The following is a 13,435-nucleotide window of genomic DNA, read 5'->3' as shown; positions in this document are numbered from 1 at the left end:
CGGGCGTCGGCGTGCGGACGGATGGTCATCGGTGCCCGTCGCTTCCCGCGATCGCCTCGGCCACGGTCATGTACGGCCGCAGGATCTTGTCCAGCTTGGTGACCTCGATGGGCCGCGACACCTCGGGATTCGGTGCCACCACCCGCACGGCGACGCCCGCCGACGAACCCTTCTCGTGGCATTCGAGCACCGCGTTCAGGCCGGCGCTGCCGAAGTACGTGACCTTGCCCATCTCGACGACCACCAGCTTGGTGGGGTGTGCTCCGGCGACCTCCAGGGCGGCGTCCAGGTGGGGCATCAACGTCGGCACGCTTCCCGAGTCCACTTCTCCGCCGACAGACACCACCACGGCGGTGTCGCGAACATCGCGGCTGACCTCCAGTGACGTCATGGTCAGCCACCCGTCACCAGCATCTCTGCCGTGCGTCTCGAGCTGTCATGCCGCAGTGGATACCCCGACTGCGTCGATTTCAGCTGTGATGCCCATTTCAGTGCGCTGACCTGCCTATTCGCGACCAGGAACGCCCACGCGGTCGTGCACGGTGAGCAACAGGTGATCGAACTGCTGACGCAGGCTGTCCGAGGAGGTGATGGTCCCGAGTTCGGCGACGATCTGAGCGGCGAGCGCGCGCAATTTGGTGTTCGTGTGCTGCGACCGCCACATCAACAACTCGAACGCCGCGTCGGCGTCGATGCCGTAGACCAGCATCAGCGCGCCTTTGGCCTGCTCGATCGCGGCGCGTGCATGCAGCAGCTCCGGCAGCGAGTCGTCGAGAGCCTGCCGCCGGGTCTGGGCGAAGGTGTCGGTCAAATCGACGTAGTAGCCCTCGGTTCCGATCACCGCGCCGTTGTCGTCGAACATGCGGTCGGCGAGCACGACGACGGTGTGCACCCGCCCGGAGGTGTCGATGAAGCGGTGGCGGCTGGAGAACGACCCACCGCAGTGCAGCGAGTGGTCGAGCAGGTCCTCGACGTGCCGGCGGTCGTCGGGATGCTTGTGCGCGAGTAACAACTCGGTGGTCGGCACGACGGTGCCGGGTTCGTATCCGTGCATCCGGGTCACCTCGTCGGACCATTCCCACCGCTGGCCGACGAACCAGAAGCGGAAGGTGCCGACATTGCGGTCGGCGAGCGCCCGGCCGGAGTCGGATCGCCCTGGGCTGTCCGCCAGCTCCGGCTTCGACATCTGACCATGATCGCATTGCCGGAGCCACCTCGAGGGCGATCGCAACCGGCGTCACTTTTTCGGCCGGGACGACTCAGGCTCGCGTGGTGGCGACCTCGGGCAGGATGCCGGCGAGCCGCCGCCGACATCGCGGCGATCATCAGGCCGTATGGGCGATCGTCGATCGCTTCGCGTCGGCGGCAGCGTCCGGTTCACCGGAACCGCGGGCTGCCAGACGCTTGCTCACGACCCCGCCCTTGCTGCGTTCGAACCGGCCGACGGAGAAGCCGTGCGTTACAAACTCCGTCTCGTGTGTCGTATATCTAGCCTGTCAAATTGTTATCTGTCAATCGAGGGGTCCGCGCGAATTGACAGCGTTCTCACAGTTAGACGGTTCAGCGGGCCCGCGCACCAGGCGGCCCGGCCGCGCTCCGGTGTCGGCGCCGCCGCGCCGCGTCACCACACCGCTGACGATGGTGGCGTCGTAGCCGGATGCGCCCTGCACGAGGCGGTTGCCGCCTGCGGGCAGGTCGTAGGCCATCGTCGGCGCGTGCAGCGTCAAGGCCTCCATGTCGATGACGTTGACGTCGGCCTTCTTACCGACCGCGAGCACCCCGCGGTCGGTGAGCCCGAACAGTTGCGCGGTGTCGTGAGACTGCTTGCGCACCACGAACTCCAGCGGCAGCTTCGCGCCGCGGTGGCGGTCGCGCGCCCAGTGCGTCAGCAGGAAGGTCGGATACGACGCATCACAGATCATGCTGCAGTGGGCGCCGCCGTCGGACAGTCCGAGTACGCCGGCGGGGTGGGTCATCATCTCGCGGATCGCGTCGTGATTGCCCTCGGCGTAGTTGAACATCGGCAGCATCAGCATCGCGCCGGCGTCGCCCTCGAGCATCAGGTCGTACATCGTGGCCAGGACGTCCTCGCTGCGTTCTTTGGCGATCGCGGCGACGGTGCGGTCCGTGGTGGGCTCGTAATCGGGTGGCTCGCCGATCGCGTACAGGCGGTCGGCCGAGTGCTGGGCGAACGCGAACATGGCGTCGAACAGGACGTTCGGGTCGACCGGCAGATCCTCTTCGGCCAGAATCGCCTGCCGGACAGCGGGTTCGGCGAGCCGGGCCGCGAGTTCCTCGCGGCTGCATTCGGCCTTGAGCCGCCGGTACGTCGGGCGGTGCGTGAAGGCGTGGTGGCCCGGGAAGCCGAGCAGCATCCCGAACGGGCGCGCGGCGACCTGCGGGTGCAGCCGACTGCCGGCCTCGTGGGCGGCCGCGGAGATGTCGAGCTGCTCTCGCCACAGGTTCGGGTCGGCGTCGACCTGGATCAGCGCGAAGCTCACCGCGCAGTCGATCTCGGCGCCGAGCCGGCGCATCCACTCCAGCTCCTTCTTCGGCGCGACGATGTCCTCTCCCGCCGCACCCTGCGGCGCCAGTTCGAAGACGGCGCCACCGCCCGCGGCCATCGCCCGGCCGAGGGCGAACAGTTCGTCCTCGGCGGCGAACGTCCCGGGCACCGGCTCGCCGTCCATCGCGCGGTGCGCCAGCGTGCGCGACGACGAGAACCCCAGCGCGCCCGCCTCGGCGGCCTCGCGCACCAGTCGGCCCATCGTGGCGATGTCCTCGGGTGTCGCCGGTTCGTTGCGCGCGCCGCGCTCCCCCATCGCGTAGGCGCGCACGGTGCCGTGGGCGATCTGGCTTCCGATGTCGACGGCGAGTTCGCGCTTGCCGATGACGTCGAGGTACTCCGCATAGCTTTCCCAGCCCCACGTGATCCCCTCCGACAGCGCGGTTCCCGGGATGTCCTCCACGCCCTCCATCAGCTCGATGAGCCACTGCTCGGTGCCGGGCCGCACCGGCGCGAAGCCGACGCCGCAGTTGCCCGCGACCACGGTCGTGACGCCGTGACTGCTCGACGGCTCGAGCACACTGTCCCAGCTGACCTGGCCGTCGTAGTGGGTGTGGATGTCGACGAAGCCCGGCGCGACGATCTTGCCCGTCGCGTCGATCGTTTCGGCCGCGTCGCCTTGCAGCGCAGCGTCACCGGGTCCGCGGCGACAGACCTCGACGATCTTGCCGTCCTTGACGGCGATGTCGGCGCCGAACCGGTCGGCGCCCGTGCCGTCGACAACGGTTCCACCGGTGATCTTCAGGTCGAACACGATTGCTCCTCCGAATGCGCGTGCGAGCCGTTAGGGTTGGCACTGTAACACCGTTACAGACTGTTGGCGCGGAGTTCGGGAGGACCGATCGTGACGCACACAGCGCGGGACTTCCGCGGCGAGGATGCCATCGACACGCCTCCCGCGCGCCCGACCCGGGTGCCGGCCGAGCGCTATTACTCGGCGGCGTTCGCCGGGCTCGAAACCGAGCGGATGTGGCCGAGGGTCTGGCAGCTCGCCTGCACCATCGATCACGTGGCCGAGCCCGGCGATTTCTTCGAATATCGTTGTGGCGCTCTCTCGATCGTCATCGTCCGGGACGACGCCGGCGTGCTTCGGGCCTTTCAGAACGCCTGCCGGCACCGCGGCAACGCGCTGTGCGCCGGCTCGGGTTCGGAGTTGCGCGAGTTGCGGTGCGGTTACCACGGGTGGACCTGGGACCTGGCCGGAGCACTCAAGCGGGTCCCCAATCGCAAGGGGTTCGGGGCCCTGCGCCTGAGCGACTTTCCCCTCGCCGCCGTCGCCGTCGACACCTGGGAGCGGCTTGTCTTCGTCAATCTCGACGTGGCCGCGATGCCGCTGCTCGACTACCTGGAGACGGTGCCCGACGATATCGCATGGTGCCGGCTCGGCGACTTCCGTTGCTACGCGACCATGACCATCGACGTCGACGCGAACTGGAAGACGATCGCCGACGGGTACAGCGAGACCTACCACATCCAGACGCTGCATCCCGAGCTGCACCGATGCATGGACGATGTGCATGCCCCGCAGACGATCTGGGGACACACCGGTAAGTCCGAGCAGCTCTACGGTGTGCAGAGCCCACAGCTGAAAGACCGGTTGAGCGACAGCGAGGTGTGGGACGCCTACGTCTGCACCCAGGGCGCGCTGATGGGTGCGCAGGAGGGCACCCCGATGCCCGAGCAGCGGGAGCCCGGCGCGACGGTGACCGATCTGATCGCCGCACGCACGCGGGCGTTCGCCGCCTCCCGCGGTGTCGACCTGAGTTGGGCGGACACCGAGCAGGTGATGCGCCTGCACCAGTACAACGTGTTCCCGAACATGACGCTGCTGGCCAACGCCGACCACCTGACGGTGATGACGTCGCATCCGGGTCCCGATCCCGACCACGGCGAGTTGGTGATGATGCTGTGGACGCGGATGCCGCCCGGCGCCCCGCGCACCAAGCCGGTCGACGTGCGGATGGCCGCCGCCGAGGCGCACCCCGGTCTGGTTCTGACCCAGGACATCTCGGTATTGGCAGGCCTGCAACGCGGCCTGCACCAGCCGGGCTTCACCCATCTGACGTTGTCCGGCGAGGAGCGCCGCGTGATCAACATGCACCGCAACCTCGAGCGCTACCTGGACCTGCCGCAGAGCGAGCGGATGACCGGAGGTGAGTCCGGTGACCGCCGGTAGGGAGGCCATCAGCGCCGAAGTTGTCCTGGACGCCGCGGCCCGGATGCTCGAAACGTCTGGCGTGCAGAGCTTTTCGATGCGCGGGCTGGCCGAGGCGCTCGGGGTGGCGGTGACCTCGATCTACTGGCATGTGGGAGGGCGGGACAAGCTTTTCGACAGCCTGGTCGACCGGTTGCTCGACGAGATGGCGAGTCTTCCGGTCGTGGGTGACACGGCGGTGGACCGGATCGCGTCGCTCGCGCACGCGCAGCGGCGGGTGCTCATCGACCGGCAGCACCTGCTGGCGATCGCCCACGAACGTGACAAGACACCGCGGTTGTTCCTGCCGATCCAGCAGACGTTGGCCGCGCAACTGGCCGAGATCGCCGTCACCGGGACCGACGCCGCGCTTGTGCTACGGGCGATCGAGGTATATGTGATTTCTTCTGCGGTGATGCAGTTCTCCGCGGTGCGCGGCGAGAAGCACGACGAGGAGGACCCGTCGTTGTGGACCGACGACTGGCCCGACCGCGCGCTCGTCGAGGCGTTGCAGTCGCCGACCGACTACGACGCCGTTTTCAACCACGGGCTGGAGGCGATGCTGGCACCGCTGCGGCGCTTGTAGCAAAGCCGCATCAGCCTGAGCTTCCGCTTGGGCTTCCTGAACCCTTTCGCCATTTCACCGGGTTGTCCCCAATGGCGAATGGATCCACAGGCGGGCGTTGTCGGGCGGGTTGACGTGTCCTGCACGTCATGATCGCCGAGTAGTTTCGCTCGTATGTTCGAGTGTTTGGTCAACGCGGCCGGCTCCGCCAGGGATGCCGCGGCGGTGGGGGCGTGGGCGCGCGTCGAGAACGCCGCCTGCGCGCGCCGACTGGCGGCGGCCGCCGATGTGCTCGACCGGGCCTACGCCGCCGACGGGTCGGCCGAGCGGGAGCAGTGGATCCTGGACAACCACGCCGCGGTCACCGCCGAGATCGCCCCCGCCCAGAACGTGTCGCTGGGGATGGCGGCGGCGCAGTTGGAGGTCGCGGTCGCGCTGCGTGATCGCCTCCCGCGGGTCAACGCTGTGTTCCTGGCCGGGGCCATCACCTACCGCATGGTCACCGCGATCGTGACGCGGACCTGGCTGATCCAAGACCCGCAGGTGCTGGCCCAGGTCGACGAGCAGGTCGCCGCCCACGTGTCCGACTGGACGACGCTGTCGGTGGAGCGACTGCACGCCGCGATCGACTTCTGGGTCGACCGCTTCGACCCGGCCGCGGTGCGCCGCGCGCAAACGTCGTCTCGGGAACGCTGCATCGAGATCCACAACCCCAAAGACGGCTCCGGACTGGCCTCGATCGAAGGCTACGTCTACGCCCACGACGGCGAGCTGATCGACCAACGCCTCGACGCCATGGCCGCCGCCGTCTGCGACCAGGATCCGCGCACCCCCGACCAACGCCGCACCGACGCCATGACCGCGGTCTTCCAGGGCGCCCAGAGCCTGCCGTGTGCCTGCGGGTCAGACGACTGCCCCGCCGCCGGTACCACCGCCACCGCGGTGGTGGTGCACGTCGTGGCCGGCGAGGACACCGTCGATGACACGACCCCGGCGCAACTCGACGGGCACGAGCCCGACGACGAACCCGCCGGCACGACTCCCAGCGGGCCGGGCTATGTCATCGACAGCGGGGCGGTCCTGCCCGCCCCGGTCGTGGCCGCCAAACTGGCCACCGCCCAACGCCGCCCGGTCATCCACCCCGGCGACGCTCCCCCGGAGAAGCGGCGCATCCCCTCGGCGGTGTTGGCGTGGTTCATCCGGTGTCGCGACCTGACCTGCCGCTTCCCCGGCTGCGGTAAACCGGCCACCCACTGCGACATCGACCACACCACCCCCTACCCGCGCGGGGCGACCCAAGCGTCGAACCTGAAATGCCTGTGCCGCAGACATCACTTGTTCAAGACGTTCTGGAGGTGGCGCGACTTTCAGCATCCCGACGGAACAGTCGATTGGATCGCACCAAGCGGGCAGAGATATACGACGTATCCCGGCAGCAGACTGTTGTTCCCGACGCTGTGCCGACCCACCGCACCAGCCGTCATCGACCACTCGGTCGAGGTGCTCGACGACGCCGTGCGCTGCCTGAAGATGCCGCGCCGCAAACGAACCCGCGCCCAAAACCGTGCCCACGCCATCGCCGCCGAACGCCGACACAACCAACCCCACGCCGACCAACGCCTCGCCGAACACAACCAACCCCCACCCTTCTGAGGGGGTTTGGCTTTTCGGGCCTACGCGTTATGCAGGTTCGTAGCGCAGCATCGTCACGTCGTGGTCGGGATAGTCGCAGAACACAGGTCGCACCCGCATCCCGACCTTCAGCTCGGCCGGTTCGACATTGACCAGTTCGGTCGAAAAGCGGGGCCCCTCATCCCATTCCACGATCGCCAACAGCTGAGGCACCGCGTCGGCGAAGTGCGGGCCGACGGGCCTTCGCGCGACCGTGAACGAGTAGAGCGTTCCCATGCCTGAGATCTCGCGCCACTCGAGATCGTCGGCCAGGGTGCGCGGCGCACGGACCCGAGGGTAGAAGACGTACGCCTCGGACGATGGCGCGTACTGGATGACGATCCGGTGCTGCGCGAGCGCATCCCAGAAGGGTGCGGTCGTGGGTGTCTTGACCGGCATCGGCCGTTCGAAGGTCATCACCGGTCAGTCTCCTTCGAGGATGAGCGCGGTCTGCTCGGACAGGATCCCGCCGTTGCCCGACACGAACGCGCGGTTGCAGTCGGCAACCTGCGCCCCCCGGGCGCGGCCCATGATCTGACGGGTGGCATCGCAGACGTGGTGCATGCCGCCCGCCAGTCCTGCCTGCCCGAAACCGAGTTGTCCGCCCGCGGTGTTGAGGGGGAAGTCGCCCCGGAACGTCAGATCGTGGTCGGCGACGAACTGCATGCCCTTGCCCTTCTCGCAGAACCCGGCGTCCTCCAGCGACAACAGCACCGTGATCGTGTAGCAGTCGTAGATCGACGCCATGTCCATGTCTGCACGCGTCAGGTCGGTCATCGCGAACGCGGTTTCGGCGGCTTGCACCATCGGGGTGCTCAGCAGGTCGGCGGCGTAAGTCGGCGTCTTGAACGGCACATGCTCACCGAATCCCTTGATCCACACCGGACGGTGGCGCGCCCGCCTGGCGACATCGGCGTTGGCGATCACCACTGCGGCGCCGCCGACACACGGCATCACGATCTCGAGCATGTGCAGGGGATCGGCGATCACGGGGCTGGCCAGTACGTCCTCGACGGTGACCGGCTTGTCCTTCCAGATCGCGCCGTCGGTGTGACTGGCGTTGACCCGCTGGTCGACGACGATCTTCGCCATGGCGCGCTCGTCGTAGCCGTAGACCGCACCGTAGCGGGTGGCCACCTGCCCGTAGGGCCCGTTCTGCCCGAGGTTGCCATAGGGGATCTCGAATTCGGCCTGTGGAGAACCGAACTGGTTGCTCGATGAGCCGAAGAACACCGCGTCGACCAACGGCTTCGGCTTTTTCTCCGACGTCGGCGTGAGGTAGCGGGCGGGCAGCGCGCACAGCACCACATCGCACAACCCCAATTCCACCGCCGCTGCCGCCCGCCACACCATGGCCGCGGCGCTGGCCCCGCCGAGGTCGACGAGTTCGGCGAAATTGGCGCCCACGCCCAGATATTCGGCGATCGTCGAGGGTACGAAGATCTCCGACTCGCCGAGATGCGATGTCACGATGCCGTTCACCAACTCGGCCGGCAGGCCCGCATCCTGCAGCGCGGCCGCGCCGAGTTCGGCCCACTGCTCCAGGGTGAACGGCGCCGGGGCGGCCTTGTTCATCCGCTCGGGCGGCAGTTCGACGTAGCCGACGATCGCGGCCTCTCCGCGTAATCCCATCCGGTGTCCTACTTTCGGGGTAAGCCGAGAATCATCTGGGCGATGATGTTCAGCTGGATCTCCTTGGTGCCGCCGCCTATCAGCTCGGCGGGCACCCTCAGGTACGGCTGCACGACGGACGGATCGGAATCGGCGGTCATCGCCAACCGGCCGGTCGCCCCGAGGGTGGCCGCGAAGGTGCGGCGCAGGAGTACGTTCATCGCCACCTTGGCGATGCTCGACGCCGCGCCGGATGCCTGGCCGTCGAGCAGCCTGATGGTCTCCCGCACGCCCAGCGCCTTGATCGCGTTGGCGTACGCGTCGAGCTCTCCTAGTTCGCGCACCACATCGTCACGGTCTTCGGCGGGGGTCGCGGCGATCCGCCGCAGGGCCGCCGCACGGTCGTACTGGACGTATCCACTGATCGCGGTGCGTTCTTCGGCCATCGTGGCGATGGCCAGCGCCCATCCGCCGGTCGGCTCGCCGAGAAGCATGTCGTCGGGGACGAACACGTCGGTGAGGAAGACCTCGTTGAATTCCGACTCGCCGCTAGCCTGTCTGATGGGCTGGACCTCGACGCCCGCTGCGCGCATGTCGACGATGAAATAGCCGATGCCGCGGTGTTTGCGGGCGGACGGGTCGGTCCTGGCGAGCAGCGCGCCGTAGTCCGCCCGCTGCGCCGACGACGTCCAGATCTTGTGTCCGTTGATCCGCCAGCCGCCGTCGACCTTGGTCGCCCGTGTGGCCAGCGCCGCCAGATCCGAGCCTGCGCCCGGCTCGCTGAACAGCTGGCACCATGCCAGCTCACCGCGCTGGGTCGGCGGAATCAGCCTGTCCTGCAACGCCGTCGAGCCGGCGCGGATCACCGACGGCAGGATCCACTCGGCGATGCCGAGCGACGGCCGCACCAGGGTGGTCCGCTTGGTGAACTCCTCGTCGATGATGAGTTGCTGCAGGGGCGAGGCGTCGACACCCCACGGACTGGGCCAGTGCGGGGCGATCAGCCCCGCCTCGGCGATCGCCGTTCGTTGCGGGCCGGTGGCAAAATGTTCGTAGTCGCCCTGCCGGCCGGGCCCGTCGTTGCCCAGCGTGGCGGCAGCGTCCAACGTCCGCGCCACCCGGCTGCGGAACTCGGCTTCGGCGCCGCCGAGGTCGACGGAGAAGTCGCGCTCGCCGGTGGTCGTCAGTTCGCCCAGCCGCCGGGCCCATCGACTCCTGGTGCCGATCGAGGCGGCCAGGCTGGTGGCGCGTCGCCAGTACAGGTGCAGGTCGTGCTCCCAGGTGAACCCGATCGCGCCGAACATCGTCAGCGCGTCGAGGACGAGGTCAGGTCCCGGCACGACCGCCATCAACGCCGCTGTGGCCGCGGCGATCTGGTGTTGGTCGCTCGGCTCGCCGGCCGCCCGGACCGCATCCCAGGCCGCCGCTTCGGCCAACTCGGTGTTGACCAACAGCATCGCCGCGCTGTGCTGCAGGGCCTGGAAGGTGCCGATGACCGTGCCGAACTGCTCGCGCGTACGCAGGTGTTCGGTCACCGCCGCGACACACCACTGTGCGATGCCTGCCGACATGCACGCGGTCAGCGCGACGGCGGTGAACTCCGCGCGGCCGGCGTCGATGCCACCGAGGACGTCGGCCGCGGCGACCGGATACCGGTCGAGTCGGATGACTCCGAGATCGGTCAACAGGTCCGTGCCGTCGACCGGTGCGACGCTGACCGCGGCGTGCGCGGTCTCGACCGGCACCCAGAGCGGGCAGCCGTCGTCGGTGCGGGCAGCGACCAGAACGACACTCGCCGAACATATCCCGGGTACCACGTCGGATTCCCCGGTGATCATCCACCGGTCACCGTCGGCCCCGGCGTGCAGACTCGCGGTCTGCGGCAGCACCACCGCGGCCGGTGCGCCCCCCGCGAGCCGGGCCAGCAGGGCCGCCGCGGCGGGGGTGGGCTCGGCCAGCAGCGCGACCGCGCCCGCCGTCACCGTGGGCAGCAGCGGTCCCGGAAGCGCCGCCTTGCCCGCCGCCTCGAGCACGCACGCGGCGTCCAGCAGTTCCCCACCCTGACCGCCGCAGTCCTCCGGCAGGTGCACGGCGTGAAACCCGTTGGCCGTCAACTCGTCCCAGAACTCCGGCAACTTGCCCTGTGCCAGCGTCTGGAAGGCGTCACGGGCCGCGCTCAGCGGTGCGCGCCGCTGCGCGAACTGGCCCACCGATTCGGCGAGCTCCTTCTGTTCCGGTGTCAACGCGAGCGTCATCGGGACTCCTTGACTCGCCGCGGCTCACGGAAGAAGCGGGCGGCAGCGGCGATCGCGTCCGGCGTGGGTGCGGGATCCCACCCGAGTTCGCGGACGGCCTTCGAGTGGTCCAGCGGGGTCATGATATGCATCAGCCGGATGTTCATCGGTGTCAGCTTGGTGTCGCGGCCGCGCAGGCGTGCCAGCCAGCTGTTGGGATAGCTGATCGCCGACATGGCCCGGATCGGGATGCGCCGCCGCGGCGGGTCCCCCCCGACTGCCGCACAACCGATCTCGTGGACTTCCCGGGTGCTCATCCACCGTTCCGACACGATGTAGCGCTCGCCGGCGCGGCCCCGCTGTCCCGCCAGCACCATCGCGCGGGCCGCGTCCTCGATGCCGACGACCTCGGCCTCGTACCCGTCGATGTAGAACGGCAGCTTGCCGTGCGCCGCCGCCGACAGCAGCCCGCCGTGCGGTGTCGGCAACCAGTCTCCCGGCCCGTAGGTGTTCGCCACGCACATTGCGACGGCGGGCAGGCCCTTCTCGCTGCTGTACCGCAGCACCATCTGCTCGGCGGCCACGCGGCTGCGGATGTAGTCACCACCGGCATTGAGCCAGTTGTGAGCGGTGGATTCGTCGGCCAGACCGGTCGCGTACCGCCCGATCGTGCCGATCGAACTGGTGAACACGAAGCGCTGCAGGTCGGATTCGAGCGCGACGTCGAGCACCCCGCGCAGGCCGTCGACGTTGGTGCGCCACAGCGGCGCCGGGTCGAGCAGCCAGGGCCTGGCGTCGACGACGCAGTAGTAGACGACATCGCAGCCGCGCATCGCCGAGCGCACGCTCGACAGATCGAAGATGTCGCCGTACTGGATCTCGACGGGCAACCCGTCGACGCCCCGCGTCGAGCTGGTCGCGCGGATCAGCACCCGGACGTCGGCACCGTCTGCCACCAGCTGTCGGGTGACGTGAGAACCCAGGAAGCCGCTGGCGCCGATGACGAGCTTCTTCGGCGTCATGGCTCCTCGACTCGTCACCCAGTCACGAGACGCAACGTCTCGTCTTGCCAAGACTAGGTGTTGCTGTCACGATCTGTAAAGCCGTCAGATGCGGAGTAAGCAATGACCACCCCTGTGAGCGCTCCCCGCCGTCGTAGCGAGAAGTCGCGGGTGGCGATCGTCACCGCCACGAAGGAACTCCTGCTCGAGCGCGGCTTCGACGGCCTGAGCATCGAGGCCGTCGCCGCCCGTGCCGGGGTCGGCAAGCAGACGATCTACCGGTGGTGGCCCAGCAGGCCGGCGCTCGTCGCGGACGTGTTGCTCGAAGACGCCGACAAGATCCTGCGGCCCGTCGAGCAGACCGGCGACCTCGCCGCCGACCTGACCCGGTGGTCCATCAGGCTGGCGGCCACCCTCACCACCGCGCGCGGCAACGCCATGCTGCGCATTCTCACGGTCGCCGGACTGGAGCACGAGGACACGAGGGCGCGCATGTATGACGCCTTCAGCGTGCCCCTGCACGACAGCGTGAAGGCGCGCCTGTCTGCCGGTGGTCTCGACGATTCGACCGCGCAGGCCGCGGCCGACGCCATCGTGGGCGGCATCGTCTACGCGATCCTCAACGAGGGCCGCGCATTTCGGCGCGATCGTGCGGAGACGATCACTCGCACGGTCATCGACGGGGTCGCCTCGTGAGCGCATCCCCCGCCACCTTCACGACCTCCGGTGTCGACGGAGTCCGGATCACCGCGGACCGCATCGGCGATCCGGCTGCGCCCGCAGTCGTTTTCCTGCACGGCGGCGGGCAGACCCGCCGGTCATGGGGACGTGCGGCCGCAGCGGTCGCCGCCCGCGGTTGGCAGGCCGTCACCGTCGACTTCCGCGGGCACGGAGAGTCGGACTGGTCCCCGGAGGGCGACTACCGCGTCACCACGTTCGCAGCAGACGTCCTCGAAGTGCTCCGCCACCTACCGGCGCAACCGGTGATCGTCGGCGCCTCGCTGGGCGGGTTCACGGCGATGCTGCTCGCCGGAGAACTGGCGCCGGGCGCGGTGCGCGCCGTCGTGCTCGTCGACATCGTGCCGAACATGAACCAGTCCGGCGCGTCGCGGATCCACGACTTCATGGCCGACCGCATGACGTCCGGTTTCGAGTCACTCGACGAGGTGGCCGACATGATCCAGCGGTACAACCCGCACCGGCCGCGCCCCAGCGATCTCGACGGCCTGCGCACGAATCTGCGCAACCGCGGCGGCCGGTGGTACTGGCACTGGGATCCGAAGTTCATCGACGGCACCGCGGCCCTCCCGCCGATCGAAGTGACCGAGGTCGACCGGATGAACGCGGCGGTTGAATCGATTCTGCGCGAGGGTGTTCCGATGCTTCTGGTGCGCGGCCAGATGAGCGACCTGGTCACCGAGGAGCGTGCCGACGAGTTCCTCGCCCGCTTCCCGCGGATCGACTTCGTCGACGTCGGCGGTGCGGGGCACATGGTCGCGGGCGACCGCAACGACCTCTTCGCCGACGCCGTCGTCGACTTCCTCGCGCAGCACGCCTAGCGGCACGACCCTGGCGCGGAAATCGACGCGCCCG

The 13,435-nt window shown here is 68.7% G+C and carries 12 protein-coding genes; 5 read left to right on the top strand and 7 right to left on the bottom strand.

Annotated elements, in window-relative coordinates:
- Nucleotides 1-25: 25 nt before the first annotated feature.
- The 3 genes from ABGB19_RS01550 to ABGB19_RS01540 all read right to left on the bottom strand — a co-directional run bounded on the left by ABGB19_RS01550 (nucleotide 26) and on the right by ABGB19_RS01540 (nucleotide 3,320).
- Nucleotides 26-391: an STAS domain-containing protein gene (locus ABGB19_RS01550; protein ID WP_347683279.1), complete on the bottom strand. Its 366-nt coding sequence runs from the start codon at nucleotides 389-391 to the stop codon at nucleotides 26-28.
- Between the two features lie 114 nt (nucleotides 392-505).
- The gene (locus ABGB19_RS01545) at nucleotides 506-1,186 is read right to left on the bottom strand and encodes a PAS and ANTAR domain-containing protein (RefSeq protein WP_347683277.1); all 681 of its coding nucleotides are present in this window, start codon (nucleotides 1,184-1,186) and stop codon (nucleotides 506-508) included.
- 325 nt (nucleotides 1,187-1,511) lie between these two features.
- On the bottom strand, nucleotides 1,512-3,320 hold the full coding sequence (locus ABGB19_RS01540; RefSeq protein WP_347683275.1) for an amidohydrolase family protein: 1,809 nt from the start codon (nucleotides 3,318-3,320) through the stop codon (nucleotides 1,512-1,514).
- Nucleotides 3,321-3,410: 90 nt separating this feature from the next.
- On the opposite strand from ABGB19_RS01540, the gene ABGB19_RS01535 reads away from it, so the two are divergent.
- From ABGB19_RS01535 to ABGB19_RS01525, 3 genes are all read left to right on the top strand, one after another.
- On the top strand, nucleotides 3,411-4,742 hold the full coding sequence (locus ABGB19_RS01535; RefSeq protein WP_347683273.1) for an aromatic ring-hydroxylating dioxygenase subunit alpha: 1,332 nt from the start codon (nucleotides 3,411-3,413) through the stop codon (nucleotides 4,740-4,742).
- Nucleotides 4,729-5,346: a TetR family transcriptional regulator gene (locus ABGB19_RS01530; protein ID WP_347683271.1), complete on the top strand. Its 618-nt coding sequence runs from the start codon at nucleotides 4,729-4,731 to the stop codon at nucleotides 5,344-5,346. The genes ABGB19_RS01535 and ABGB19_RS01530 overlap by 14 nt, the downstream gene beginning before the upstream one ends.
- 153 nt (nucleotides 5,347-5,499) lie before the next feature.
- On the top strand, nucleotides 5,500-6,978 hold the full coding sequence (locus ABGB19_RS01525; protein ID WP_347683269.1) for a DUF222 domain-containing protein: 1,479 nt from the start codon (nucleotides 5,500-5,502) through the stop codon (nucleotides 6,976-6,978).
- A 27-nt stretch (nucleotides 6,979-7,005) separates the two neighbouring features.
- On the opposite strand, the gene ABGB19_RS01520 is transcribed toward ABGB19_RS01525, so the two are convergent.
- From ABGB19_RS01520 to ABGB19_RS01505, 4 genes are read right to left on the bottom strand one after another with little or no spacing between them, the layout of a single operon-like run.
- Nucleotides 7,006-7,416, bottom strand: a complete 411-nt coding sequence (locus ABGB19_RS01520) for an OB-fold domain-containing protein (protein ID WP_347683267.1) — start codon at nucleotides 7,414-7,416, stop codon at nucleotides 7,006-7,008.
- 3 nt (nucleotides 7,417-7,419) lie between these two features.
- Nucleotides 7,420-8,628 (bottom strand): thiolase family protein, encoded by a 1,209-nt coding sequence (locus tag ABGB19_RS01515; protein WP_347683265.1) that lies wholly within the window; start codon nucleotides 8,626-8,628, stop codon nucleotides 7,420-7,422.
- Nucleotides 8,629-8,636: 8 nt separating this feature from the next.
- A complete protein-coding gene (locus ABGB19_RS01510; RefSeq protein WP_347683263.1) occupies nucleotides 8,637-10,862 on the bottom strand; it encodes an acyl-CoA dehydrogenase in 2,226 nt (741 codons plus the stop codon).
- Nucleotides 10,859-11,863: an NAD-dependent epimerase/dehydratase family protein gene (locus ABGB19_RS01505; protein ID WP_347684660.1), complete on the bottom strand. Its 1,005-nt coding sequence runs from the start codon at nucleotides 11,861-11,863 to the stop codon at nucleotides 10,859-10,861. Before ABGB19_RS01505 ends, ABGB19_RS01510 begins: the two co-directional genes overlap by 4 nt.
- Nucleotides 11,864-11,965: 102 nt before the next feature.
- Here ABGB19_RS01505 and ABGB19_RS01500 point away from each other — a divergent pair, with 102 nt between their 5' ends.
- Both ABGB19_RS01500 and ABGB19_RS01495 read left to right on the top strand, forming a co-directional pair.
- Nucleotides 11,966-12,538: a TetR/AcrR family transcriptional regulator gene (locus ABGB19_RS01500; RefSeq protein ID WP_347683261.1), complete on the top strand. Its 573-nt coding sequence runs from the start codon at nucleotides 11,966-11,968 to the stop codon at nucleotides 12,536-12,538.
- Nucleotides 12,535-13,401, top strand: coding sequence for an alpha/beta hydrolase (locus tag ABGB19_RS01495; RefSeq protein ID WP_347683259.1), 867 nt, complete (start codon nucleotides 12,535-12,537; stop codon nucleotides 13,399-13,401). The genes ABGB19_RS01500 and ABGB19_RS01495 overlap by 4 nt, the downstream gene beginning before the upstream one ends.
- The last annotated feature ends 34 nt before the right edge of the window (nucleotides 13,402-13,435 follow it).

Source organism: Mycobacterium sp. B14F4, assembly GCF_039871645.1.
Taxonomy (GTDB): domain Bacteria; phylum Actinomycetota; class Actinomycetes; order Mycobacteriales; family Mycobacteriaceae; genus Mycobacterium.
The sequence above is the reverse complement of the archived record's forward strand: the minus strand, read 5'-3'. Positions and strand labels throughout refer to the sequence as shown.

Bases quoted from the DNA above. Each gene is read 5' to 3' on its own strand.
- ABGB19_RS01550 (WP_347683279.1), bottom strand. From the start codon at position 391: ATGACGTCACTGGAGGTCAGCCGCGATGTTCGCGACACCGCCGTGGTG.
- ABGB19_RS01545 (WP_347683277.1), bottom strand. From the start codon at position 1,186: ATGTCGAAGCCGGAGCTGGCGGACAGCCCAGGGCGATCCGACTCCGGC.
- ABGB19_RS01525 (WP_347683269.1), top strand. From the start codon at position 5,500: ATGTTCGAGTGTTTGGTCAACGCGGCCGGCTCCGCCAGGGATGCCGCG.
- ABGB19_RS01515 (WP_347683265.1), bottom strand. From the start codon at position 8,628: ATGGGATTACGCGGAGAGGCCGCGATCGTCGGCTACGTCGAACTGCCG.
- ABGB19_RS01510 (WP_347683263.1), bottom strand. From the start codon at position 10,862: ATGACGCTCGCGTTGACACCGGAACAGAAGGAGCTCGCCGAATCGGTG.
- ABGB19_RS01505 (WP_347684660.1), bottom strand. From the start codon at position 11,863: ATGACGCCGAAGAAGCTCGTCATCGGCGCCAGCGGCTTCCTGGGTTCT.
- ABGB19_RS01500 (WP_347683261.1), top strand. From the start codon at position 11,966: ATGACCACCCCTGTGAGCGCTCCCCGCCGTCGTAGCGAGAAGTCGCGG.